The 21,839-nt window shown below is 39.9% G+C and carries 21 protein-coding genes; 2 read left to right on the plus strand and 19 right to left on the minus strand.

Features of this window, described 5'->3' with window-relative positions:
• Positions 1–3: 3 nt before the first annotated feature.
• A complete protein-coding gene (locus CS060_RS06595; protein ID WP_231563534.1) occupies positions 4–867 on the minus strand; it encodes a BMQ_0737 family morphogenetic spore coat protein in 864 nt (287 codons plus the stop codon).
• Between the two features lie 193 nt (positions 868–1,060).
• Between CS060_RS06595 and CS060_RS06600 the strand changes: the two genes are divergently transcribed.
• Positions 1,061–1,396, plus strand: coding sequence for a DUF3992 domain-containing protein (locus tag CS060_RS06600; RefSeq protein ID WP_099668799.1), 336 nt, complete (start codon positions 1,061–1,063; stop codon positions 1,394–1,396).
• A gap of 34 nt (positions 1,397–1,430) precedes the next feature.
• On the opposite strand, the gene CS060_RS06605 is transcribed toward CS060_RS06600, so the two are convergent.
• The 16 genes from CS060_RS06605 to CS060_RS06680 form a co-directional block, all read right to left on the minus strand.
• Positions 1,431–1,865, minus strand: a complete 435-nt coding sequence (locus CS060_RS06605) for a DnaA N-terminal domain-containing protein (protein ID WP_099668800.1) — start codon at positions 1,863–1,865, stop codon at positions 1,431–1,433.
• A gap of 52 nt (positions 1,866–1,917) precedes the next feature.
• A complete protein-coding gene (locus CS060_RS06610; RefSeq protein WP_035046956.1) occupies positions 1,918–2,163 on the minus strand; it encodes a YuzB family protein in 246 nt (81 codons plus the stop codon).
• A gap of 79 nt (positions 2,164–2,242) precedes the next feature.
• On the minus strand, positions 2,243–2,755 hold the full coding sequence (locus tag CS060_RS06615) for a hypothetical protein (protein WP_035046955.1): 513 nt from the start codon (positions 2,753–2,755) through the stop codon (positions 2,243–2,245).
• Between the two features lie 4 nt (positions 2,756–2,759).
• Positions 2,760–3,881 carry an o-succinylbenzoate synthase gene (menC, locus tag CS060_RS06620; RefSeq protein ID WP_035046954.1) on the minus strand — a complete coding sequence of 374 codons (1,122 nt, stop codon included), beginning with the start codon at positions 3,879–3,881 and terminating at the stop codon, positions 2,760–2,762.
• 55 nt (positions 3,882–3,936) lie between these two features.
• A complete protein-coding gene (locus CS060_RS06625; RefSeq protein ID WP_035046953.1) occupies positions 3,937–4,644 on the minus strand; it encodes an ABC transporter ATP-binding protein in 708 nt (235 codons plus the stop codon).
• 13 nt (positions 4,645–4,657) lie between these two features.
• Positions 4,658–5,434, minus strand: coding sequence for an ABC transporter ATP-binding protein (locus CS060_RS06630; protein ID WP_035046952.1), 777 nt, complete (start codon positions 5,432–5,434; stop codon positions 4,658–4,660).
• Positions 5,415–6,701 carry a branched-chain amino acid ABC transporter permease gene (locus CS060_RS06635; RefSeq protein WP_035046988.1) on the minus strand — a complete coding sequence of 429 codons (1,287 nt, stop codon included), beginning with the start codon at positions 6,699–6,701 and terminating at the stop codon, positions 5,415–5,417. Before CS060_RS06635 ends, CS060_RS06630 begins: the two co-directional genes overlap by 20 nt.
• A gap of 9 nt (positions 6,702–6,710) precedes the next feature.
• Positions 6,711–7,697, minus strand: a complete 987-nt coding sequence (locus CS060_RS06640) for a branched-chain amino acid ABC transporter permease (RefSeq protein WP_035046986.1) — start codon at positions 7,695–7,697, stop codon at positions 6,711–6,713.
• 128 nt (positions 7,698–7,825) lie between these two features.
• Positions 7,826–9,031, minus strand: a complete 1,206-nt coding sequence (locus CS060_RS06645) for a branched-chain amino acid ABC transporter substrate-binding protein (protein ID WP_099668801.1) — start codon at positions 9,029–9,031, stop codon at positions 7,826–7,828.
• A 293-nt stretch (positions 9,032–9,324) separates the two neighbouring features.
• Positions 9,325–10,494, minus strand: coding sequence for a sugar ABC transporter permease (locus CS060_RS06650; RefSeq protein ID WP_035046950.1), 1,170 nt, complete (start codon positions 10,492–10,494; stop codon positions 9,325–9,327).
• 3 nt (positions 10,495–10,497) lie between these two features.
• Positions 10,498–12,006 (minus strand): xylose ABC transporter ATP-binding protein, encoded by a 1,509-nt coding sequence (locus CS060_RS06655; protein ID WP_035046982.1) that lies wholly within the window; start codon positions 12,004–12,006, stop codon positions 10,498–10,500.
• 61 nt (positions 12,007–12,067) lie between these two features.
• Positions 12,068–13,150, minus strand: a complete 1,083-nt coding sequence (gene xylF / locus CS060_RS06660) for a D-xylose ABC transporter substrate-binding protein (RefSeq protein ID WP_035046949.1) — start codon at positions 13,148–13,150, stop codon at positions 12,068–12,070.
• 182 nt (positions 13,151–13,332) lie between these two features.
• A complete protein-coding gene (locus tag CS060_RS06665) occupies positions 13,333–14,562 on the minus strand; it encodes a helix-turn-helix domain-containing protein (RefSeq protein ID WP_035046948.1) in 1,230 nt (409 codons plus the stop codon).
• On the minus strand, positions 14,540–15,979 hold the full coding sequence (locus tag CS060_RS06670; protein WP_099668802.1) for a sensor histidine kinase: 1,440 nt from the start codon (positions 15,977–15,979) through the stop codon (positions 14,540–14,542). Before CS060_RS06670 ends, CS060_RS06665 begins: the two co-directional genes overlap by 23 nt.
• Positions 15,976–16,962: a sugar-binding protein gene (locus CS060_RS06675; RefSeq protein ID WP_035046947.1), complete on the minus strand. Its 987-nt coding sequence runs from the start codon at positions 16,960–16,962 to the stop codon at positions 15,976–15,978. The genes CS060_RS06670 and CS060_RS06675 overlap by 4 nt, the downstream gene beginning before the upstream one ends.
• 77 nt (positions 16,963–17,039) lie before the next feature.
• Positions 17,040–18,722, minus strand: a complete 1,683-nt coding sequence (locus tag CS060_RS06680; protein ID WP_035046946.1) for a methyl-accepting chemotaxis protein — start codon at positions 18,720–18,722, stop codon at positions 17,040–17,042.
• Between the two features lie 167 nt (positions 18,723–18,889).
• Between CS060_RS06680 and CS060_RS06685 the strand changes: the two genes are divergently transcribed.
• Entirely contained in the window at positions 18,890–20,233 is a 1,344-nt protein-coding gene (locus tag CS060_RS06685) for a TrkH family potassium uptake protein (RefSeq protein WP_035046945.1), read from the plus strand.
• 11 nt (positions 20,234–20,244) lie between these two features.
• On the opposite strand, the gene CS060_RS06690 is transcribed toward CS060_RS06685, so the two are convergent.
• Together CS060_RS06690 and CS060_RS06695 are read right to left on the minus strand one after the other, a co-directional pair.
• A complete protein-coding gene (locus tag CS060_RS06690; RefSeq protein WP_035046944.1) occupies positions 20,245–21,438 on the minus strand; it encodes an MFS transporter in 1,194 nt (397 codons plus the stop codon).
• Positions 21,439–21,540: 102 nt separating this feature from the next.
• A complete protein-coding gene (locus CS060_RS06695) occupies positions 21,541–21,837 on the minus strand; it encodes a rhodanese-like domain-containing protein (RefSeq protein WP_035046943.1) in 297 nt (98 codons plus the stop codon).
• Positions 21,838–21,839: the final 2 nt, after the last annotated feature.

A 21,839-nucleotide genomic window follows, 5' to 3' on the forward strand; every position in this document is an offset into this window, starting at 1 on the left:
TTTTTATAACGGACAACTGGGTATGTGATGTGGTGGGCATATGTCAACTTGTTGTTCGATGCGCGGCGTGCATGTTGTTCCTTCAATTTCAATTTTGACACGTCCAACTGATTGAATATGCTGAAAAATATGAACAGAAATGAATATTTGTGGGCAAGTTGTTGAAAGAAGCGCTGCTTTACAGTCAGCAACAACCGTTTCACAAACGATATTTGTCTCTGGTGGGGTACATAATAATACGTCCTCGATCGTTGCTAATGAAATCGGTTTTGTTTTCCATACCGTCCCATCTTTTCGTGTACATTGTAATACGACAAATGTTTCAACAAGAACATATATTTTTTGCAATGCAACCCGTTTTCCGTTTGGCAACATGATATGCACCGTCTGTCGTTCATCAAGCACGCGACAAGTGATCTGTTCTGGCGCAATCGGCTGTCCGCACGCATCGGTCAATATGCAGCGAATATGTTCACAATCGCCAAGACGATCGAGCTGTTGATGAAGTTGAATGCATACACGTCCGATGCACGTACCATTTCCTTTACATTCAACATGCACGTCGCGTAAATGTGACATCGTCAATGAACGGGATTCCCCTTCTTGTAATGAACATGCGATTTCTCCGTTAATCAAAACGTCCATTTGTTGTCCGCATCCTTGTTCATATACAACCGTCACCGTTCCAAACGCATACACATGTTCTTCTGCTGACCATACGATCGTTTTTTCGCCGCACGGCGCACAAATGTTAACACAAATATTATGCTCGACAATCGGCTCGGTCAACGTCTCTCTTTTCGTTAATTTCACCGAACGCGCAACCCAATCAAACACTTTCTCCACATGAATACAATGCTTCTCCACCTGCCACTCCCTCCTTTTCATTCGATATATCATACTATGTGTCGATGTACATTCGTGCATAGGCGTACGATGAAAAAATGTGATAAAAAATAGGTGCGAAACACAGGACAACATCCTACACACTTTTTTGTTTGCTGCATTGTATATAGAGGAAGATCATTCTTCTAATAAAAGATGAGAAGGAGCGGATATAATGAGCTGTGGCGGATGTTGTCCAGACCGTCCAATCGTGACGGATGAAGTTTGTCAAAATTGGGAGTTTCGTTGTGACAGTACAGATCGTACGATTTGGCAAGCTGATGGGGATGTCATTAAACCATTTGGAACCGTAACGGTATTAGTGGAAAATAGTTGTGATGGTGTGGAAGTACGTGTGAACGATACATTAATTGCTACGTTAACAGAAGGACAATCGTTTTCTAAAACATTTAATAGTTTAAAAAAAGTATCGATTCGTTGTTTAGAAGGATCTGGCGGCTCTATTTGTTGCGGTAAATTATGTATGACTGTGCACTATAAAAAATGTTAATAAATGAAGGTGTTCCGCTAGCTGGAACACCTTTTTAGTGAATATACGTTTTCGATACTGGTTGTTCCTCAGCAGATAGTAACCGTTCAAGAAAATCGGTGCGCTCTTGTAGTTGAGCGACTTCTTTTTTTATTTCTTCCATTTGTCTCTCCACTTTCGTTACACGTGCTTCGAGGCTCCACGTTTGTTTTTCGAGGGCGATCATGTAGTTCCACATGCGCATAAATTGTTCGTCAGACAGCTCATAAGGCGCCTCTAACTGAATAATCATTCGCTTCCTGTAAACTTTTTCAATCGCTTGTTCAATGTGAGGCATATACAACGCTTGTATCCAATTTTTTTGCAGTGGGTTTGTACAATGAATGATGACTTTATCGTCTTCCATCGTCGCTGTCGTTCCTTCAATCCATGTTTCAAAAGCAAGTGAGGACATCGTGCGAGATAAAACGTTTTTCACTTCTGACCACATTGTTTTCCCCCCTTTCACACATGAAATTAAACAAAAATAAAAAAATTCCTGCTTATTTTTTTCGAAACGCCCACCATTGTTTGGTCACTTCATGAGAAATGCAATCATACAATTCATCCGTTGTTGTCGCTTTAACGACTTCGCCATCGATTAGGACAAACGGGCAATGTTTGCATGTTTTACATTTACCAACGCAATCTTTTCGTTTTATTTTGACATGTTTGAATGTTTGTTTTAGAAACATATATAACGTTTTTGTTGCAAACTTATTTTTCTTGCAAAAGTGCACTTTTTTCATTTCGTCACACTCCAAGTATGATAACTATAATCATTTTCATTTCTATCATACTTCGAATGTTTGCTTCCTTCAATGATTTTTACGCGGCATATTGTTGTAATTGCTCAAGCGAACGAATGATGTAGGGGATCATCTGCAATAAATCGTCGACATGACTTTCGTTAATCATGCGTTCGAAATCAATCGTCACTTGATGAGTATATCGCTCATGTTTTGGGTATGTATATGTTAACGTTTGTATAACTGTCCGCTGTTCCCCCCAAATGTGCTTTAGCGTCTGTTCTACAGCTTGGCCATCGACATGTGTAGCCGAAAAAGAAAACGAAACGGTCACCGTACAGCCTGCATGCGTTGCATCTTCATATAACAGCTCGTTCGCAATATGTTGAAGCGTCATCGCAAGAGAAATTGTGCACGTCACTTTATGCGCATGCCGCAATTGAAAAGAAAGTGCGTATGCGCGCGTGAATTTCGCTAAATCAACGATGTCTGAGCGATCAACAACTGTGATACGTTCATCTGTTACATCTAAATCATAAATGGCTCCTTCTACGACCGTTTTTAAATTGTCGAAAATCGTTGGGTCAAACATACGCTCATCCTCTCGATCTTTTATATATTTTTGAGCGAACGGTACGCCGATCGACTTCTGTCAGATTAACGGTGTAACCAATTCCAATTTGTTGTCGAACAAAAATTCGTCCATTGTCAACCGTTACTTCTGGATCAATGAAATCCCGTTCCCAATAATTTGCTGATGCCGCTGTATCCCCTGGGAGAGAAAAATGAGGGAGAGTTGCTAAAGCAATGCTATGCGCTCGTCCGACCCCGCCTTCTAACATACCGCCACACCATACAGGAATATGATGTTGTTGACATAAATCATGAATGCGTTTCGCTTCTGTTAATCCACCGACCCGACCAATTTTTATATTGATCACGCGGCAACTTTTTAACTCAATCGCCCTTTTTACATCTTCATATGAACAAATGCTTTCATCTAAACAAATCGGCGTGTTCAAATTCGCTTGTAATTTCGCATGATCAACGATGTCATCGACAGCAAGCGGCTGTTCAATCATCAACAACTCATAGTCATCAAGCGCTTTCAGGCGGTCGATATCGCGTAACGAGTAAGCGGAGTTTGCATCAACCATGAGTGGAACATGCGGGAAATGATGACGAATCTCTCGAACAACATCAACATCCCATCCGGGCTTAATTTTTATTTTTATACGTTTATATCCTTCCGCAAGCGCCTGTTCGATCCGTTTTAATATATTTGTGATCGGCTGAATGCCGATGCTTATGCCAACTTCCACTTCTTTTTTTTCACCGCCGAGCGCAGAGCTTAACGACACCCGTTGTCGTTTCGCAAACGCATCCCAAACGGCCCCTTCAAGCGCGGCTTTTGCCATGTAATTGCGGCGAACAATCGAAAATCGGTCATGCAATTCGTCAGGATGATAAACGGGGGCTTGAAAAAGAAGCGGAATTAAAAAGTTTTCAAGCATATGCCACGTCGTCTCGATCGTTTCTTCTGTATACCACGGAGCAGAAAAAGCTACACCTTCTCCCCAGCCACGCACACCATCTTGATCTATGACTTCAACTAATAAAACCGGACGCGTTTTCATCGTCCCAAAACTTGTTGTAAACGGTGATTTTAATTCCATTTCTAAGTATCGTAAAATCACTGTATGTATTTGCACAAACATCCCTCCAAAACAATTATACAAAAGGCGCTGGCTTTTGTCGCCATGCGCCTTTTATTCATCCTAAATATGCTTCCCGTACTTGTTCATTTCCAAGCAACTCTTTTCCTGTGCCTGACATTGTAATTTCTCCTGTTTGAATGACGTAGCCACGATGTGCAATTTGAAGCGCTTGAAACGCGTTTTGTTCGACGAGCAAAATCGTCATTCCTTCATCGTTTAACTCGCGAATAATATGAAAAATTTGTTCAACGATAATTGGGGCTAAACCCATTGACGGCTCATCTAACATAAGAAGTCGCGGCTTCATCATTAAAGCACGACCGATCGCTAACATTTGTTGTTCTCCACCGCTCATCGTTCCCCCTTTTTGTTGTAGACGCTCTTTTAATCTTGGAAAATAATGAAACACCCGTTCCATTCGTTCAGCTATTTCTTTTTTATCCTTCACCGAAAACGCACCCATTTCTAAATTTTCTTTTACCGTCAATCTAGGAAAAATGCGCCTTCCTTCTGGAACATGTGCTATACCTGATAAAGCTGTCATATGTGGTGGGGTATTCGTTATGTCTTTTCCTTCATATAAAATATTCCCGCTTTTCGCCTTTACTTGTCCACTAACGGTTTTTAACGTCGTTGATTTTCCTGCACCATTGCTTCCGATTAACGTAACAATTTCTCCTTCGTATACTTCTAAATCAATTCCTTTTAACGCATGAACTCCGCCATAAAATGTATGAACGCGCTCTAGCCGCAGCAAACTCATTCGCTATCCCTCCCTACGATGCAGTGGTCGCTCCTTTTCCTAAATAAGCTTCAATTACTTTTTCATTGTTTCGAATATCATCTGGTGTTCCTTCAGCAATTTTTTCTCCGTGGTCTAGCACGATAATATGTTCGGAAATTTCCATAACAAGCTTCATATCATGTTCAATTAAAATGATCGTGAGTTGTAATTGTTCTCTCATATGGTAAATGAGCTTCGTTAATTCTGCTGTCTCTTTCGGATTCATTCCCGCAGCTGGCTCATCTAACAGCAACACTTTTGGCTTCGTCGCTAATGCGCGGGCAATTTCTAATTTTCGTTGCGCCCCATAAGGTAAATTTTTTGCTTCTTCGTTATAAAGCGACTGTAAGCCAACGTATTGCAAAAGACGATACGCCTCTTGTTTCGCTTCTTTTTCCTCTTTGCGCATGAATGGAGTAGAAAAAATGGTATGAAATAACCCGCTACGCAAATGTGTGTGCATACCAACCATGACGTTTTCTAAAACCGTCATCGCTCCAAATAAACGAATGTTTTGGAACGTGCGCGAAATGCCTTTTTGTGCAACTTGATGCGGTTTTAAACCAACGATTGACTCGCCATTCAGTAAAATATCGCCACTCGTCGGTTGATACACACCTGTCACCATGTTAAACAACGTTGTTTTCCCTGCACCGTTCGGTCCGATGACAGCTGTAATTGATCCTTGTTGTACGTTCATATCAATATTGTTGTTGGCAATAAGTCCTCCAAATTGCTTTGTGAGTTGTTTAACCGTTAAAATACACATCTTTTGCCCCCTCCTTTCCATCTACCATATTCGTTGCACCGCTTTTTAACTCTTTTTCGTCAAAACGAGGGGTTTTTGCTGGCAATAATCCTTGTGGCCGGTACAAAGCGAATAAAATTAAAATGACTCCGAAAATAAATCGTTGCATTTTGGCAGGAGATAGCGCATCCGGAATGCTGACAACTCCGCTTAAACTAAGCTGGTTTAACCAGTTTGTTAGCTCGGTAAGCACTTGAAGATTTAAAATCGTTACAAGCGCCGCACCGAGTATAACGCCTGGGACGCTACCCATTCCCCCTAAAATGACCATGACGAGAATCGTAATGGACTCGAGTAACGTAAAGCTTGTCGGGTCAACGAACGTTTGCTTCGCCGCAAATACAACCCCCATCATTCCTGAAAACGAAGCGCCAACCGCAAACGCCATCAATTTCGTACGAACAAGCGGAATACCCATCGCCTGAGCAGCAATTTCATTTTCACGCACCGCTTTCCACGCTCGTCCAATTTTCGAATACTCTAAACGTCGAACAGCAAAAATGGTGAGCAGTAAAATAACTAATACGACGTAATAAAATTGGCTTGGGTACATAAACTCTAGTCCAAACAACTTCGGCGGTTGAATGGAAGCAAGTCCCATCGCCCCGTTTGTAATGTTGACCGGCTTATCTAAGTTATTGAAAATAATGCGAATAATTTCCCCAAACCCGAGCGTCACGATCGCTAAATAATCTCCTTTTACACGCAACACCGGAATGCCGAGCAATATTCCAAATAGCGCAGCAACAATGCAACCGATAATTAAAAATATCCAAAAACTTTCACCGGATAACGGATATGTTCCAAATGGCATAAAGTTATTTGCTTGCGTTGTGGCAAAAATCCCATACGTATAAGCACCAATCGCAAAAAAGGCAACAAATCCTAAATCTAATAGACCAGCAAGGCCAACGACAATGTTTAAACCAAGCGCCATAGCGATATAAATCCCAACTAACGTAGCTACTTCCATGTAAGATTGGTACGCTTCACCTTGACTAGCAGCCAGAGGTAACAGTACGCTTAATACGACAATGCCTATCAACCATTTCACGCGATTCGAAAACGTTGTGAAATGTAAAAGTAAAAGCGAGGAAAGCAAAAGTAAAAAAGCAACAACCGACTTTTGCGCTAAATATAAACTAACGAACGTTATGATGACATATACAGTGATCACAATCGCCTGAAGGCGCTTATTTTGTTCGAATGCGTTCAGCCATTTTTTCATGTTGACCACCTACACTTTCTCAATGGACACTTTCCCGAATAGTCCTTCTGGCTTAAAGATGAGAACGACAATTAAAATAGAAAAAGCAAATACGTCTTTATACTCTGCTCCTAATATACCGTTGGAAACGATCGGCAAGTTCGCCGCCGCAAACATTTCAAGCAAACCGAGCACAATGCCACCGAACATCGCTCCACGAATGTTTCCGATCCCACCTAATACTGCTGCTGTGAAAGCTTTTAGTCCTAAAATGAAACCAATGTACGGGTCAATCGTTCCGTATTGAATCGCAAAAAGAACGCCTGTTGCCCCTCCTAGCGCCGAGCCGATGAAAAATGTTAAAGCAATGACTTTGTTGACATTTACACTCATTAGTGCCGCCGTTTCACGATCTTGGGCGACAGCACGCATTGCCATCCCCCATTTTGTTTTATTTACAAAAAAGTCAAGCGTCATCATCATGACAACGGCTGTAACTAAAACGATAAAAAATGAGGACTTAACTGAGGCATCGTGAAATCCCGACCAGATAGAGGAAGCTGAAATGTTTACTTGTCCACTAAATAAACTTGGACCTGTTAAAATATAGTTTCCTTTCTTTAATTCTGTAATAAAACGAACAAAATCTTGCAATAAAAACGAAATACCGATCGCTGTAATAAGGGTAATTAATTTTGGAGCGCTTCGTAACGGACGATATGCAACTCGTTCAATCCCCATGCCAAGCAATCCTGTCACAATCGATGTCGCCACAAGGACGATAAGTAAAGACAACAGCATAGGCATAGACGATAGCCAACCAAAAGCAGACAGCGATAAGAAAAGCGCTGTGCCAACAAATGCCCCTGTCATAAAAATTTCCCCATGGGCGAAGTTAATAAGTTCTAAAATGCCATACACCATTGTATATCCGAGGGCAACAATCGCGTATACAGCTCCCAATGCCAATCCGTCAATGACGACTTGCGGCAATGTTTGTAGCACATGTTCGATCATATGTTGTTCCTCCATTCCCTTGTCTTTTTCTAAAATTAACCAGTCTTTTTTCCTATCAACAACATGTTAAAAAAATTATAAGAAAAGGGTACGGCAAACTGTCATACCCTTTTCAAACGTATTTATCTTTATTTGCTTACTTCATCTTCTAATCGCGCTGGATATGTTGCTTCTTCAAATTTGTAAATGTAAATTTTCGCATATTTGTTGTCCCCTTTTTCATCGAAGCTTACTTTCGTCACAACCCCCTCATAGTCTTGAACGTGACGAACGGCTTCAGCAACTTGCTCGCGAGAAGGAAGTTTGTTTCCGTTCGCTTTAATGGCTTCTTCAATCGCTTTTAATAAAACCCCCATGGCGTCATATCCGTAAGCAGAGTACGACTCAATATTTTTCCCGAATTTCTGTTTATACCTTTCAGCAAACTGTTTTCCTGATTCTGTCGCTGTTGCAATACCTGCAGCAGATGTAATGAACGTATTTTTCACCGCGTCGCCTGCGATCTCAACGAGCGTAGAAGAATCCATTCCATCTCCACCCATAAACGGTACGGTAATACCTTTATCACGCGCTTGCTTAATCAACATGCCACCCTCTGTATACATACCACCGAAATACACGAGATCCGGCTTTTTCGCGAGCACTTGGTTTAGTACACCGTTAAAGTCTTTTTCACCAATTGTAATTCCTTCAAATCCAACAACTTCGGCACCTGCTTCCTCCGCTCCTTTTTTGAACGCCTCCGCTAAGCCTGTACCGTATGCTGTTTTATCTTGAATGATAAAAATTTTCTTTGCTCCTAATTTTTCAACGGCAAATTTTGCACCTGCTGGGCCTTGGAAATCGTCGCGTGCACAAATGCGGTTCACCGTTTTTAAGCCTCGGTCTGTTACGTCTGTTGCTGTGTTTGCTGGGGAAACCATTGGAATGCTATATTTTTCGTAAATTTCTGAAGATGGAATCGCGACTCCTGAATTCAAATGTCCAACGACACCTAAAACTTGTTGATCCGCTCCAATGAGTTGAGCGTTTGCCACTCCTTTTTTCGGGTCGGCTTGATCGTCATATGGAACAAGTTCCAATTTAAACCCTAGCTTTTCAAACTTTTCTTTTTGTTCTTCTAAAGCCAGTTGAGCTCCCAGTTTAATCGATTCACCTAACGTCGCTGCTCCACCAGAAAGAGGACTTTGAGTGGCAATTTTAATGACTGTGCCCCCTTCGCCTCCCTCGCTATTTTTCGGTGTTTCTGACGTCTTATCCGCCGAACATCCTGCCAACAAACCAATCGCAAGCGTAGCGGATGTGAAAATAGAAAATGCTTTTTTCCTTTTCATGACAATCCCCCTTTTTATTTTCAAAAAATTTAATATTTTTACAACAATAATATAATATGAATTTTCAGAATATACAAGACGTATTTTCAAAAATGTTTGAAAAAACATATATCGTCATAAAAAAACCGACCGTATGAACGATCGGCACTATACCTCTTATGTATTTTTTATTTTATTTACACTGACGCATAACTATGAAAATGTTACCGCTAACAATATACCCCTAAAACTTTACATTTCCATACAAAAAAAGTACCGGAAAGACAGCTTTCCTTGCCTTTCCGGTTGCCCCTTTAATTCGTTTTCCGTTTTCGGCTAGCAATATCAATCCAAACCGCTAAAATTAAAATGCTTCCTTTTACGATGTATTGCCAAAATGTTTCCATACCTAATAACGACATCCCATTGTCTAGCGACGTCATAACCATCGCACCGATTATCGCACCAATTATCGTACCAGATCCGCCCATTAAAGATGTTCCACCGATGACACAAGCAGCGATGGCATCTAGTTCGTACATTTGTCCCGCTGAAATCGTTGCCGAAGATAGGCGCGCGGTTAAAACAAGTGCAGCGATAGCAGAAAGCAATCCTGTAAAGACAAACAACATCATCGTATGACGTTGGATGTTAATTCCAGAAAGTCGAGCCGCTTCTACGTTTCCTCCAATGGCGTATACGTGACGACCAAATGTCGTTTTTGTCGCAATGAATGAGAAAATAAGGGCCAAGGCAATGACAAAAATAATTGGAAACGGGATTCCTTTATAGCTGTTCATTGTAACAACAAATACGAAAATAAGTACGCTAATAACAAATAGCTTCGCGAGTTCAAGAGGCAACGGTGAAACAGTAAAACCGTATTGTTGGCGCGATTTTCGCTTACGAAACATTGAAATAAATAGCGCGACAATGGCAATCGCCGCAAGGATCATACCGAAAATATCCGTAAAATATGCGCTTCCTAAAGCGATAAATTGAGCATCAAAAATTGGAATGGTCGTCGATTTCGTAATGCCCATTAATGCTCCGCGGAAAATCATCATTCCACCTAATGTAACGATAAATGCAGGAATCGCTCGATAAGCAACTAACCAGCCTTGCACGAATCCGACAAGTGCGCCTGCAAGCAGCGTACATAAAATGACGACAGATGTCGGCATCCCCATCCAGTTGCTTAAAATGGCTGCAACACCGCCTGTGAGACCGACAATCGAACCAACAGAAAGATCAATATGACCCGCAACAATAACAAGTACCATACCAATGGCTAAAATAGCCGTAACAGACATTTGTGTAAATAAGTTCGATAAATTGCGAGCACTCAAAAATGTCTCATTTAACATACCAAAGAAAATCCAAATGGCAATGAGTGCACCGATCATCGTATAAGCACGAATATCTATTTTGCCAAATATATTTTTCTTTTTCGGTTGCTGGTCGATGACTGCTTTCACTTCCATAACTCATTCTCCTCCTGTCGCTGCCATCATAATATTTTCTTGTGTTGCTTCATCGTGTGATAACTCTTTCACGATTTGTCCTTCCCGCATAACATAAATGCGGTCGCTCATTCCTAAAATTTCTGGAAGTTCAGAAGAAATCATCATGATGGCAACGCCTTCTTTTGCTAATTTATTCATTAAGTGATAAATTTCATATTTCGCTCCAACATCAATGCCGCGCGTTGGCTCGTCTAATATTAAAAGCTTTGGCTTTGCCATTAACCATTTCGCCAATACAACTTTTTGCTGATTTCCTCCAGATAACGTACCGACAGCTGTTTCTAAAGACGCTGTTTTTGTTTTTAGTTCATCAACGTATTTTTGGCTCCATTTCAATTCTTCATTTTGATCAATGACTTGTAAGTGGCTAATACTTTTTAAACTAGCTAATGTCGTATTTGTTTTCACATCCATTCCGAGTACAAGTCCTAACCTTTTGCGGTCTTCAGTGACGAGTGCAATACCTGATCGAATTGCATCTTGCACCGAACGAATATGCACTTGTTTTCCTTCTATCCACACTTCCCCTTCGGCTTTTCCTTCATATGCACCGAATAAGCTCATCGCAAGTTCTGTTCGTCCTGCTCCCATCAATCCAGCAATGCCAACAATTTCCCCAGCACGAACAGTCATATGAATATTGTTGTTGACTTTCATCGGCTTTTCCTTATGCCATATCGAATAGTTTTTTACTTCTAAGACGACATGCCCTGGCGTTTTTTTGACGTACGGATAACGCTCTGTCAACTCACGCCCAACCATGAGGGCAACGACTTCATCTTCATTTGTTTCTGTACGTGAAAGAGTTGCGATTGATTTTCCGTCACGCAACACGGTAATCGAATCTGCTAACCGAAATACTTCTGGCATTTTATGAGAAATATAAATACACGCAACCCCTTGTGCTCGCAGCTGTTCTAAAATACCCATTAAAATTTCAACTTCACTTTCGGTTAAAGCTGCCGTCGGCTCGTCTAAAATTAAAATGTTTGCTTGCTTAGCTAGCGCTTTAGCAATTTCAACTAACTGCTGTTGTCCGATACCGAGTGAGTGGATTTTTGTTTGAGGAGAAATCGTTAATCCCACTTTCTTTAACCATGTTTCTGCCTCATAATATAACTGATCCCATTGAATGACACCGAATTTACGTGGTTCTCTCCCTAAAAAAATGTTTTCACCAACGGTCATTTCTTTTACAAGTGCAAGTTCTTGGTGAATGATCGCAATGCCTGCTTGCTCAGCATCAACAATATGTCGAAACGAAACAGGTTTGCCGTCAATACGAATTTCACCATCATACGTGCCAGCTGGATATAGTCCGCTTAACACTTTCATCAACGTCGATTTTCCAGCACCATTTTCGCCACAAAGCGCATGAATTTCTCCCTTTTTCACTTTGAAACTAACGCGGTCAAGCGCTTTCACACCGGGAAACTCTTTTGTAATATTGATCATTTCTAACGCATACATTCGTTTCACTCCCGTTGTATCATGTTGAAAATAAGGGTCTGGCAAAGCCAGCCCCTTGTTTTCATTGTTTTGGCCATTGATCTTTCGGTACGTTTTTGAATACGTCCTCTAATTTGTGATACCCATCTTTAATGACTGTGTCTAATACATTTTCTTTTGTTACAGCAATTGGATCAAGTAAGACAGATGGAACGTCAATTTTTCCATTTGATACCGTCTGGTTCGTTTCGATTTTCTCACCTTTTGCTAAAGCAACAGCCATTTCCGCCGCTTTTGTTGCAATCGCTTTAATTGGTTTGTATACTGTCATCGTTTGTGTACCTTCAACGATTCGTTGTAATGCAGCTAATTCAGCATCTTGTCCTGAAACAGGTACTTTTCCTGCTAAACCTTGCGCCGCTAACGCTTGAATGACACCACCTGCTGTACCATCATTCGCTGCGACAACGGCTTGAATGTTATTGTTATTTGCTGTTAATGCGTTCTCCATGTTTTTCAATGCTTCTTCTGGTTTCCAATCTTTTGAGAATTGGTCGTAAACAATTTTAATGTCGCCTTTTTCCTCAAGTGGCTTTAATACGTTCATGGCTCCTTGGCGGAATAAATGAGCGTTGTTATCTGTATCTGCTCCACCGATATAAACATAGTTTCCTTTCGGTGCTTTTTCTACAATCGCTTGTGCTTGCATTTCACCGACACGCACGTTGTCAAATGAAACGTAATAATCTACTTCCGCATTTTTAATTAAACGGTCATAAGAAATAACTGGAATTCCTTCTTTATGCGCTTTTTCTACGATCGCCGCTGACGCCTCTGCGTTATGAGGTACGACGACAAGAACATCGACACCCTCTGAAATGAGTTGTTCTGCCTGGCTCAACTGTGCGGCATCGTCTCCGTTTGCTGCTAACGTTTTCACTTCCGCACCGAGTTCTTTCACTTTCGCCTCAAACAATTCTTTATCCCGTTGCCAACGTTCTTCCTTTAACGTATCCATCGAAAAACCGATGACAATTTTATCATCGTCTTTTTTCGTCGATTCGCTTCCCCCTTCGTTTCCCGAAGATACAACCCCGCACGCTGTTAATGCGGATGCTAATACGAATGTTGCCGCCCCTTTTGCGACGTGTTTCCACCACTTCACATGTATTCCCCCTTGTTTTTCATATCGTCTACATGTTAAGCGTAACACAAGAAAAAGAAAGCGTTTTCTTTTCCTTCTTCACTTATTTGCGATATATTCGCACAATTTAAACGCTTTCATTCCTATAAAGACGAACGGATTAGCATTTTTTTGTCGTCCAACAAAAAAATGCGAGCATTTTATCAACGCTCGCACACGTCTTGACGATATTCTGTTGGTGTCATATTTGTCACTTTTTTAAACACGCGGCTAAAATAGTTTGGATCTTTGTATCCGACGCGGTAACAAGCTTCTTTCACCGTTAATCCTTCGTCGCGCATCAATTGTTTCGCTTTTTCGATGCGTAAATTGGTTAAATAATCGATAAATGTTTGACCTGTTTCTTTTTTAAATAGTTTGCTGAAATAATACGGAGTTAAATGAACATATTTTGCTACTTCTTCAAGCGTTATATCATAACAATAATTTTCTTGTAAAAATATTTCGACTTGCTCAATGACGCTACCACTTGTTTTTATTGTCGTTTGTTCCACTTCATCCGTTAGCGGAACATCATCGATATGCATCACTCGACTAAATGATGGAACGTAACGAACCGCTATAGATGCCTCTTTATATGAGCGTTTCATTCCATCGATCCCCGACCGAATCGTTCCAATTCCTATTTTTACTCGCTGTTGCAATCCTTTCTCGAGCTGTTTTAACAACGATTGAACGAACGAAATGGTATGTTCATGTTGTTCGCTTTCAATAAAAATTGCCATTTGCCTTTGACTAAGCGGGCTACATAAACAACGGCGATATTGTTTCATGCATTGCTTTACAGTTTCTTCCCATCTTTCTCTTTCAAACGCATCGGTCTTTTCTAGTTCCACAACAATGGCATAACCGCTCTCGAATTCCATGCCAGTGAACGTATGGGCAGCACATTCGTCCATTTTCCCCATGAACAACCACGTCCAAGCTATCTCACTTAATGCTTGCAGTTGAACAAGTTTTTCACGGGCGGTTAATTGTTGTTCACGCATCGCTTGTTCTTCTGCAATTTGCTGTAACAATTTTTGTAACAAATCAATGATTTGTTGTTTTTTGGCGGGCTTTAACACGTATTCACTTACACCTAAAGAAATCGCTTCTTTTGCATATGTAAAGTAATCATACGCTGTTAAAATGACAACTTTAGCTTGCGCATCCATTTTGCGAATTTCAGCGATAGCCTCAAGTCCTTGAATACCTGGCATTTTCATATCCATAAAAATGATATGCGGACGATGTTGCTCAACTTGCTGAATAGCCCTTCGACCGTGTTCTGCATGAAAAATCGTAAACGTCTGTGGAAATGAGCGTTCAATCATTAACTGCAATCCTTCCCTCTCTAGCGGTTCATCATCAGCAATAAGCAGCTTGTACATCGTTCTCCCTCCTTGGCAACCGTAAAATAATAGCCGTTCCTTCGTTTGGCGCACTTTTTATATCTAGTATTTTTTCTACTCCATAAAAAAGCTGAAGGCGTCGCAACACATTTTCTAATCCAAGTCCTGTTGAATGACCTGTTTTAGTCAATGAATACGATGCGTTTATAATGGCTTGTTGTACATCATATGGCATTCCTACACCGTTATCAGCAACCGTTACTTGAATGCAATTTCTTTTTTCTTCGATAATTAACTGAATGTTCGCCCCTTCCTCCATTCCTTCAATCCCGTGAATAAAGGCATTTTCAATGAGCGGTTGCAACGTTAAACAAGGAATAGGCTGTTCTAAACATGATTCATCTACCCTTACTTCAAAAGTAACACGATCGCGAAAACGAGCTTTTTGAATCACAAAATACTCTTTCGCATGTTCTACTTCTTCACGTAACGTAACAGGCTGATCGAGCTTTCGTAAGTTGTATCGCAACAAGTTCGACGTGGATACGGTGAGTTCACTTGTCTTTTCTGCCCCTTCGATATAAGCAAGTTTTGAAATGACGTTTAGCGTATTAAATAAAAAGTGAGGATTAATTTGACTTTGGAGAGCTTTTAGCTCTAATTCTCGAACAAGTTTTTCTTTTTCTAATATTTCCATATTTTTAGAGATTAATATGCGCAAATTTTCAATCATATGTTGAAACGTTTTACCGAGCAAGCCAATTTCATCATGTCCATCGAAACGAGGAATCCGCGTGTCCAGTTGACCCACTGAGATGTTTTTCGCCGCATGGACAAGATGATGAATCGGAATGACGATCGTTCGTGATAACCATATCGCAAATACGATGCTTAAAATCGTCGTTAAAATAAACAACATTCCGCCTAGTTCATTCATTCGTGCTGTATGCTGTAATATTTGTTTGTATACAGGTTGATATAAGCTCAGTTCAACGTCAACAAGCGCTTGACTATCTTCGCGAATAAACGAAGCAATTTTTTCAATTTCGTTGTACTGATCCGCATAACCTGTGAATTGCTGTTTTGTCAGCTTATGAATAATTGCTTGTTCTAAATCAAGAAAAACATAAACCATATTTTTGTAGTTTTCAAGCGTGAACGCATCGTTTCCTTCCAATTGTCTTTCTGTTAATTCACGGCGCAACTTTTCAAGTTGTTTTTTATGTTCGATGAGTTGCTTATAATTGTACTCGTCTTGGTGAATTAAGTAGCTACTTAAAAAACGCACATTTTCCTGTGTCTCAAGCGAAATTTGTTTATATAAAAAAATGCGTTGCATCATGACATCGTAGCTTTCTTGTACTTGTTTTCCACTTTGAAAAATAAAAAACGCAATACAATTCAGTAAAAGAACGAGAAGGGGAATAAAAACAAACAATTTCGTCCGAATTTTCATTTGTTTCTCTCCTGCTGAACGTTTTTACGATCGATGACTTCAATTGTTGTAAAATGTTCTTTATCAATTTGTTTGCCAGAAAGATGGTCAACCATTAATTTGACTGCGGAATATCCCATATCGTAAGGTTTTTGGACGACCGTTGCGACAATATCTCCTTCTCTAATCGCTTCGATCGTTTCTTCCACATCGTCAAATCCAAATATTCGAATATTATTACGATGCAAGTTTTTTATCGCCATCCGAATACCGATCGCATCGAGCGCACTTGTGCCAACCATAACAGAAATATTCGGATGTTTTCGCAACATTTGTTCAGCTTGAATGGATGCTTGAATGCGCGAGATGTTCGATGATGTAATGGAAACGACTTTTAAATGTGGATATTCAGTAATAACAGATAAAAACCCTTGTAAACGTAGACGTTGGTTTTCTGATGTATCCGTCCCGATCATAACTCCAATCTCTCGCTCTCCTTCTATACGGGAAGCAACTGCCTTTCCAAGCAATCGGCCAGCTTCAAAATTATTTGTTCCAACATAAGCGATGCGACGGCTTTTTGGAGCATCGGCATCAATTGTAATCACAGGTATGTTTCGCGAAATAGCTTTGTCAATAAGCGGTGTAAACGCTTCATCTTTTAAATTTTGAACAATAATGCCATCGACCCGAGAGGCGATTGCTTTTTCTAGTAATTTCACTTGCTCCGCGATGCTTGTTCGGAGCGGACCGATATATTCAATATTTACATCATACTGTTTTCCTGCCTCCTTTGCCCCTCGTTCAATTTTTCGCCAATACGGATTATCAAATTCTTGGGATATTAAAATCACATGCGGGAGATGTGACGTCGCTTTTTGTTCATGTTGTAATTTTGCTACGGTTTTTTCGAGCTGCTTTGTGACGGTGATAAAGTGAAAAAAAACATATAAAAATAAAACGAGCAGTACAATAAGACTTATTGTCCATTTTTTTTGTGCCATTGTCTTCACCTAATTTTACTATAATTCGTTTTGATAACGTTTACAATTATTTTTAAAGCGACAGATTTTCTGTCGCTTTACACGATAAATCGATTAGTTGTTTCTTTCATTTTTTCTGCAATTTCATACAACCGTTGAGCTGTGGCAGCTACTTCTTGTGCTGATGCAGTTAATTCTTCCGACGAGGCGGTAACTTCTTCTGTTGCCGCTGAATTTTCTTCAGCGACTGCGCTAATTTGTTCGATGCGGGCAATGACTTTATCTTTTTCTTTCACAATTTCATCCATTGCTTGTTCAGTTGAAACAATGAGAGGCGCGATATGGCTAATGGATGTCAAAATGTCAGCGAACGAACGTACAGTTTTTTCGACAGCATTTGCTTGATCTTTAATAAAGAGGTGTACTTCACTTGATGTATGAATGACATCGTCGGTATTTTTGCTAATTGACGCAATGAGCTGAACAATGTCTTCTGTAAATGATTTGGATTGTTCAGCTAGTTTACGCACTTCATCCGCAACAACCGCAAATCCTTTCCCTGCTTCTCCAGCACGTGCTGCTTCAATCGCTGCATTTAAAGCTAGTAAATTTGTTTGATCAGAAATTGTAGAGATCATTTCGGTAATTCCGCTAATTTTTTGTACCGATGTCGTTAATGTTTGAACATGGCTTGTCACCGTTTCAAACGCTTGTTTAATTTGTTCGATCGAAGCAATTAATACATCCATTTCTTTTTTACCAATATCTGCTCGTTCAGACGTACGAAGCGCTTCTTGTTTGACATTCGCAAGTTCTACATATACACGTTCAACTTTTTCTGTTAAATAAGAAAGTGAATGTGTCATATCAGCTAAATCGTTCGCTTGTGACGCCGCTCCTTGCGATACTTGTTCCATCGTTGCTGCCACTTCTTCAGTCGATGCAGACATTTGTTGAGAAGTAGCGGATAAGGCACTTGATTGTTGGTCAATCGCATCTGCTTGTTCTTGAATATGAACAGCTGTATTTCGGAGCGCTTGTTTCGTTTCGGCAAGGGAACGTGCCATTTCACCAAATTCATCTTTTGCACCGAGAAGTTTTTCAGGCAACGGCTTACTAAAGTCACCGCTAGCTATTTGTTCAAGATGTTGTTTTGCAACATGTAGCGGTCTCATAATTCGAACAGAAATAAATAAATGATATGCGATTACTCCAACAATGACGAACAATGCAGAAATAGCAACGACTTTGACAATAACGCTATTAATCTCTTGGTTGACGATTTGTTTCGGCATGCCGATAAAAAACATACCGATGACTTCACCGCGATCGTTTGTAATTGGCAAGTAACTTGTTACATATAGTTCCCCAAGCACGTTCGCCTCACCGATATAGCGATTTTGTTTTTTCATGACCTCTTGTACAACTTTCGGATCAGCTTTCGTTCCTATTTGCCTTTTGCCGTCTTTCATCACGGTTGTTGCCACACGTTCATCGTTTAGAAAAATAGTACTATCCGCACCAACCACTTCCTTTATGTAGTCGACAACTTCCTCGTTTTCGTTCATTTTTATTTCTCCTTTGTATAGCTCGCCATCTTTTACTTGCCATACTCCGGGAAATTTTGCATCAATAAGCTGTAAAGCAAGTTGAGCGTTTGTCGTCATGACTTTGTTCGCAATTAATGATTGAAATTGGATATAAATGATACCGTTAATAAGACCAACTAATAAAAAAACAGTAAAAATATATACAGCTACAATTTTTCCACGCGTCTTCATAATTGTCCCCTCCACTTTTGCGAATCAATGAGCAACACTATTTTATCAAATGTATCAAAATTTATAAATACAAATATTGCCTCATGAAAAAACAGACTTGCATTCCTTTTTGTCATTTGCCAAAATCAAAATATGTGTAAAACGAAAACATGCGAGGGAGTAAAGCTGTGAAATCTCGAAAATTATCGCGCCTATCTACCGTTCAGCTTATCGTCTTATTTTACTTTGTAGCTGTTTGCATATCAACATTCTTACTATGGCTTCCTTTTTTTCACCAACCTGGTGTCAAATTAAGCTTTGTTGACGCATTATTTACCGCTGTGAGCGCCATTAGTGTCACAGGACTCACTGTCGTATCGACGGTCGATACGTTTAATATACCTGGTGTATTTGTGCTTGCTTTTATTCTTCAATTTGGCGGCATCGGCATTATGGCGCTTGGAACGTTTATTTGGCTCATGTTCGGAAAAAAAATTGGCTTTCGTGAACGCCAACTTATTATGACGGATCAAAATCGTTCAACCTTTGCTGGATTAGTGAAGTTAATGAAGGAAATTTTAACGCTCATTATTACTATTGAAATAATTGGGGCAATCGTTTTAGGTATATATTTTCTTCGTTATTTTCCATCATGGGAGGAAGCGTTTTTTCAAGGCTTCTTTGCGTCTGTGAGTGCAACAACAAACGCTGGATTTGACATTACAGGACAGTCGCTTATTCCATTTGCTGACGATTATTTCGTCCAGACGATACATATGATTTTGCTCGTTTTAGGTGCAATTGGTTTTCCTGTACTTATTGAAGTGAAAGAATTTTTCTTCCATCGTCAAAAGAAGCAATATCGTTTTTCGCTTTTCACAAAATTAACGACCGTCACATTTTTTCTTCTCGTTTTATTTGGAACATGGGCTATTTTATTCATTGAATGGAATCGTTTTTTTGCGAATAAAACATGGCATGAGTCGCTTTTTTATGCGTTATTTCAATCGATTTCTTCCCGCAATGGTGGATTAGCAACGATGGATGTCGCCGACTTTTCTGAACCTACACTACTTGTTTTAAGTGTACTCATGTTTATCGGTGCCTCTCCAAGCAGTGTAGGGGGAGGGATTCGAACGACGACGTTTGCTATTGTGATGTTAACGATTTTCTTTTATGCGAAAGGAAAAAACTCGATTAAAGTGTTTCAACGAGAAATTCATCATGAAGATATATTAAAATCGTTTATCGTGTTCGGAACAGCCTTTATGCTTTGTTTTTTAGCCATTGTGCTTCTTTCCTTTTCAGAGCCTTTTACAATAATCGAAATCGTCTTTGAAGTATGCTCCGCGTTTGGAACGACAGGCTTATCGATGGGCATTACATCCGAACTGAGCACATTTGGAAAACTAGTAATTACTGCTTTAATGTTTATCGGACGCATTGGTATTTTATCGTTTTTATTTCTTATTCGTGGCAACAATCAAAAAGAAACGTACCATTACCCAAAAGAACGCATTATTATTGGTTAAGGCGAAGGGACTTATGCCCCTTCGCTTTTTAACATACTCTCTTTTTTGCGAAACATCGTGTACATAATAAGTAGAAACGATAATATTCCAAATAGAACAACCATACGTTCTAGTCCGATCGTATCTAACAAAAATCCAGAAGCTAACAAGACCACTTGAAATGTCACACGATCAAACATGTTTTTGAATGAAAAAAAGCGACCGTGATATAATTTTGGAACGTTCGTTTGAAAAATCGTGGCGATCATCGGAAAAAAACAACCGACGCATATGCCGAACAATCCAAATGAAACAAGCGAAACCCATTTAATATGAGCAAAGTGTAAAGATAGTTGCGCTAAAGCAATGAAACAAGTTAATGCATACATCCATTTCACATACGTTTGTTCACGAGCGGCATATTTAATGAAAAAAGCTCCAAATAAAAATCCGATTCCTTCAATGGTATACAGCCATCCTTTAATTGACGAATCATGTTGCAATTCGCTAATGTTTATAACCATTAAATTAAATCCACCAATAAACAGCTGTGGAACAATCGTTAAAATAACCGCAATATAAACGATAGGTAGTTGCTGAATAATTGGAAATATGTCTGTAAATCGTTGTTTTTCTTTTGTATTGTGTTTTGTCTCGCGCCTTTCTTCTTTTATATCAATAAAAAAAGTAAGTAGAAATAGCAAAATGTACGCAACTATCGCGCCGATATATAACGTTTGCAAACTTGTAATCATAAGGAGAGCACCACCAAAGGCAGTACCAGAGATTCGTGATAACGCTGAAATATTCATGTGCATCCCATTGATCGCCATCAGTTGTTTCTCATCCCGCACAACAAGTGGGATGATTGCTTGCAACGTTGGAAAATAGAAAGCGGCTGCGACTTGAATGGAAACCATAAAACATACCATGAGGAAAATAGATTCATATTTTAGGGCGAATAACATAAAAACAACGCTACATATACGGCCAATTCCCGCATATAAAAGAATATGCTTTTTTGCGTATGTATCAATCCATCTTCCTGCTATCGGACTAACTATAACACCAGCAAGCAATCCCGAAAATAAAATAAGCGACTTCACAAAGTCAGATGGGACATGCCTTTGCATAAACTCTAAGTTTCCGATAATCCCAAGCCACAAACCAATTCCGGCAATAAACTCACCAATAAAAATAAGAATCACATTTTTATCTTTCCACATATGTATTCCCCTTCATTCGTTTCTCTCTTCCAATACATGTATTTTATTGTACAATAAAACGATGCCAAGTGCATAAAAAATAAGACTGGCACATCGCCAGTCTTACTCCACTTCTCCTTCCCAACTCATCATGCCGCCAACCATGTTTTTTACACGGAAGCCTCGTTCTGATAGCCACTCGCACGCTAATGCACTTCGGCCACCTGAATGGCAAACAACAATGTACGTTTTGTTTTGATCTAGTTCGTTTAAACGAGCAAATAGTTGCCCGAGCGGAATATGGCGCGCATTTGGGATTTTTCCTGCCGCCACTTCATGCGCCTCCCGAACGTCTAGTACTTCTACATTTGCTTCATGACGCAAGACATCTGCTTGTGTCGGTAAAATATTTTCAAACATAT

The sequence above is a fragment of the Anoxybacillus flavithermus genome, assembly GCF_002742685.1.
GTDB classification, from domain to species: domain Bacteria; phylum Bacillota; class Bacilli; order Bacillales; family Anoxybacillaceae; genus Anoxybacillus; species Anoxybacillus flavithermus_E.

Excerpts from the sequence above, each read along its gene's own strand:
- CS060_RS06650 (WP_035046950.1), bottom strand. The coding sequence starts at position 10,494 with ATGGAAGTGAAAGCAGTCATCGACCAGCAACCGAAAAAGAAAAATATA.
- CS060_RS06635 (WP_035046988.1), bottom strand. The coding sequence starts at position 6,701 with ATGAAAAAATGGCTGAACGCATTCGAACAAAATAAGCGCCTTCAGGCG.
- CS060_RS06680 (WP_035046946.1), bottom strand. The coding sequence starts at position 18,722 with ATGAAGACGCGTGGAAAAATTGTAGCTGTATATATTTTTACTGTTTTT.
- CS060_RS06600 (WP_099668799.1), top strand. The coding sequence starts at position 1,061 with ATGAGCTGTGGCGGATGTTGTCCAGACCGTCCAATCGTGACGGATGAA.
- menC (WP_035046954.1), bottom strand. The coding sequence starts at position 3,881 with ATGTTTGTGCAAATACATACAGTGATTTTACGATACTTAGAAATGGAA.
- CS060_RS06640 (WP_035046986.1), bottom strand. The coding sequence starts at position 7,697 with ATGATCGAACATGTGCTACAAACATTGCCGCAAGTCGTCATTGACGGA.
- CS060_RS06610 (WP_035046956.1), bottom strand. The coding sequence starts at position 2,163 with ATGAAAAAAGTGCACTTTTGCAAGAAAAATAAGTTTGCAACAAAAACG.
- CS060_RS06665 (WP_035046948.1), bottom strand. The coding sequence starts at position 14,562 with ATGTACAAGCTGCTTATTGCTGATGATGAACCGCTAGAGAGGGAAGGA.
- CS060_RS06645 (WP_099668801.1), bottom strand. The coding sequence starts at position 9,031 with ATGAAAAGGAAAAAAGCATTTTCTATTTTCACATCCGCTACGCTTGCG.
- CS060_RS06615 (WP_035046955.1), bottom strand. The coding sequence starts at position 2,755 with ATGTTTGACCCAACGATTTTCGACAATTTAAAAACGGTCGTAGAAGGA.
- CS060_RS06655 (WP_035046982.1), bottom strand. The coding sequence starts at position 12,006 with ATGTATGCGTTAGAAATGATCAATATTACAAAAGAGTTTCCCGGTGTG.
- CS060_RS06675 (WP_035046947.1), bottom strand. The coding sequence starts at position 16,962 with ATGGCACAAAAAAAATGGACAATAAGTCTTATTGTACTGCTCGTTTTA.
- CS060_RS06670 (WP_099668802.1), bottom strand. The coding sequence starts at position 15,979 with ATGAAAATTCGGACGAAATTGTTTGTTTTTATTCCCCTTCTCGTTCTT.
- CS060_RS06690 (WP_035046944.1), bottom strand. The coding sequence starts at position 21,438 with ATGTGGAAAGATAAAAATGTGATTCTTATTTTTATTGGTGAGTTTATT.
- CS060_RS06625 (WP_035046953.1), bottom strand. The coding sequence starts at position 4,644 with ATGAGTTTGCTGCGGCTAGAGCGCGTTCATACATTTTATGGCGGAGTT.
- CS060_RS06630 (WP_035046952.1), bottom strand. The coding sequence starts at position 5,434 with ATGTGTATTTTAACGGTTAAACAACTCACAAAGCAATTTGGAGGACTT.
- CS060_RS06695 (WP_035046943.1), bottom strand. The coding sequence starts at position 21,837 with ATGTTTGAAAATATTTTACCGACACAAGCAGATGTCTTGCGTCATGAA.
- CS060_RS06605 (WP_099668800.1), bottom strand. The coding sequence starts at position 1,865 with ATGTGGTCAGAAGTGAAAAACGTTTTATCTCGCACGATGTCCTCACTT.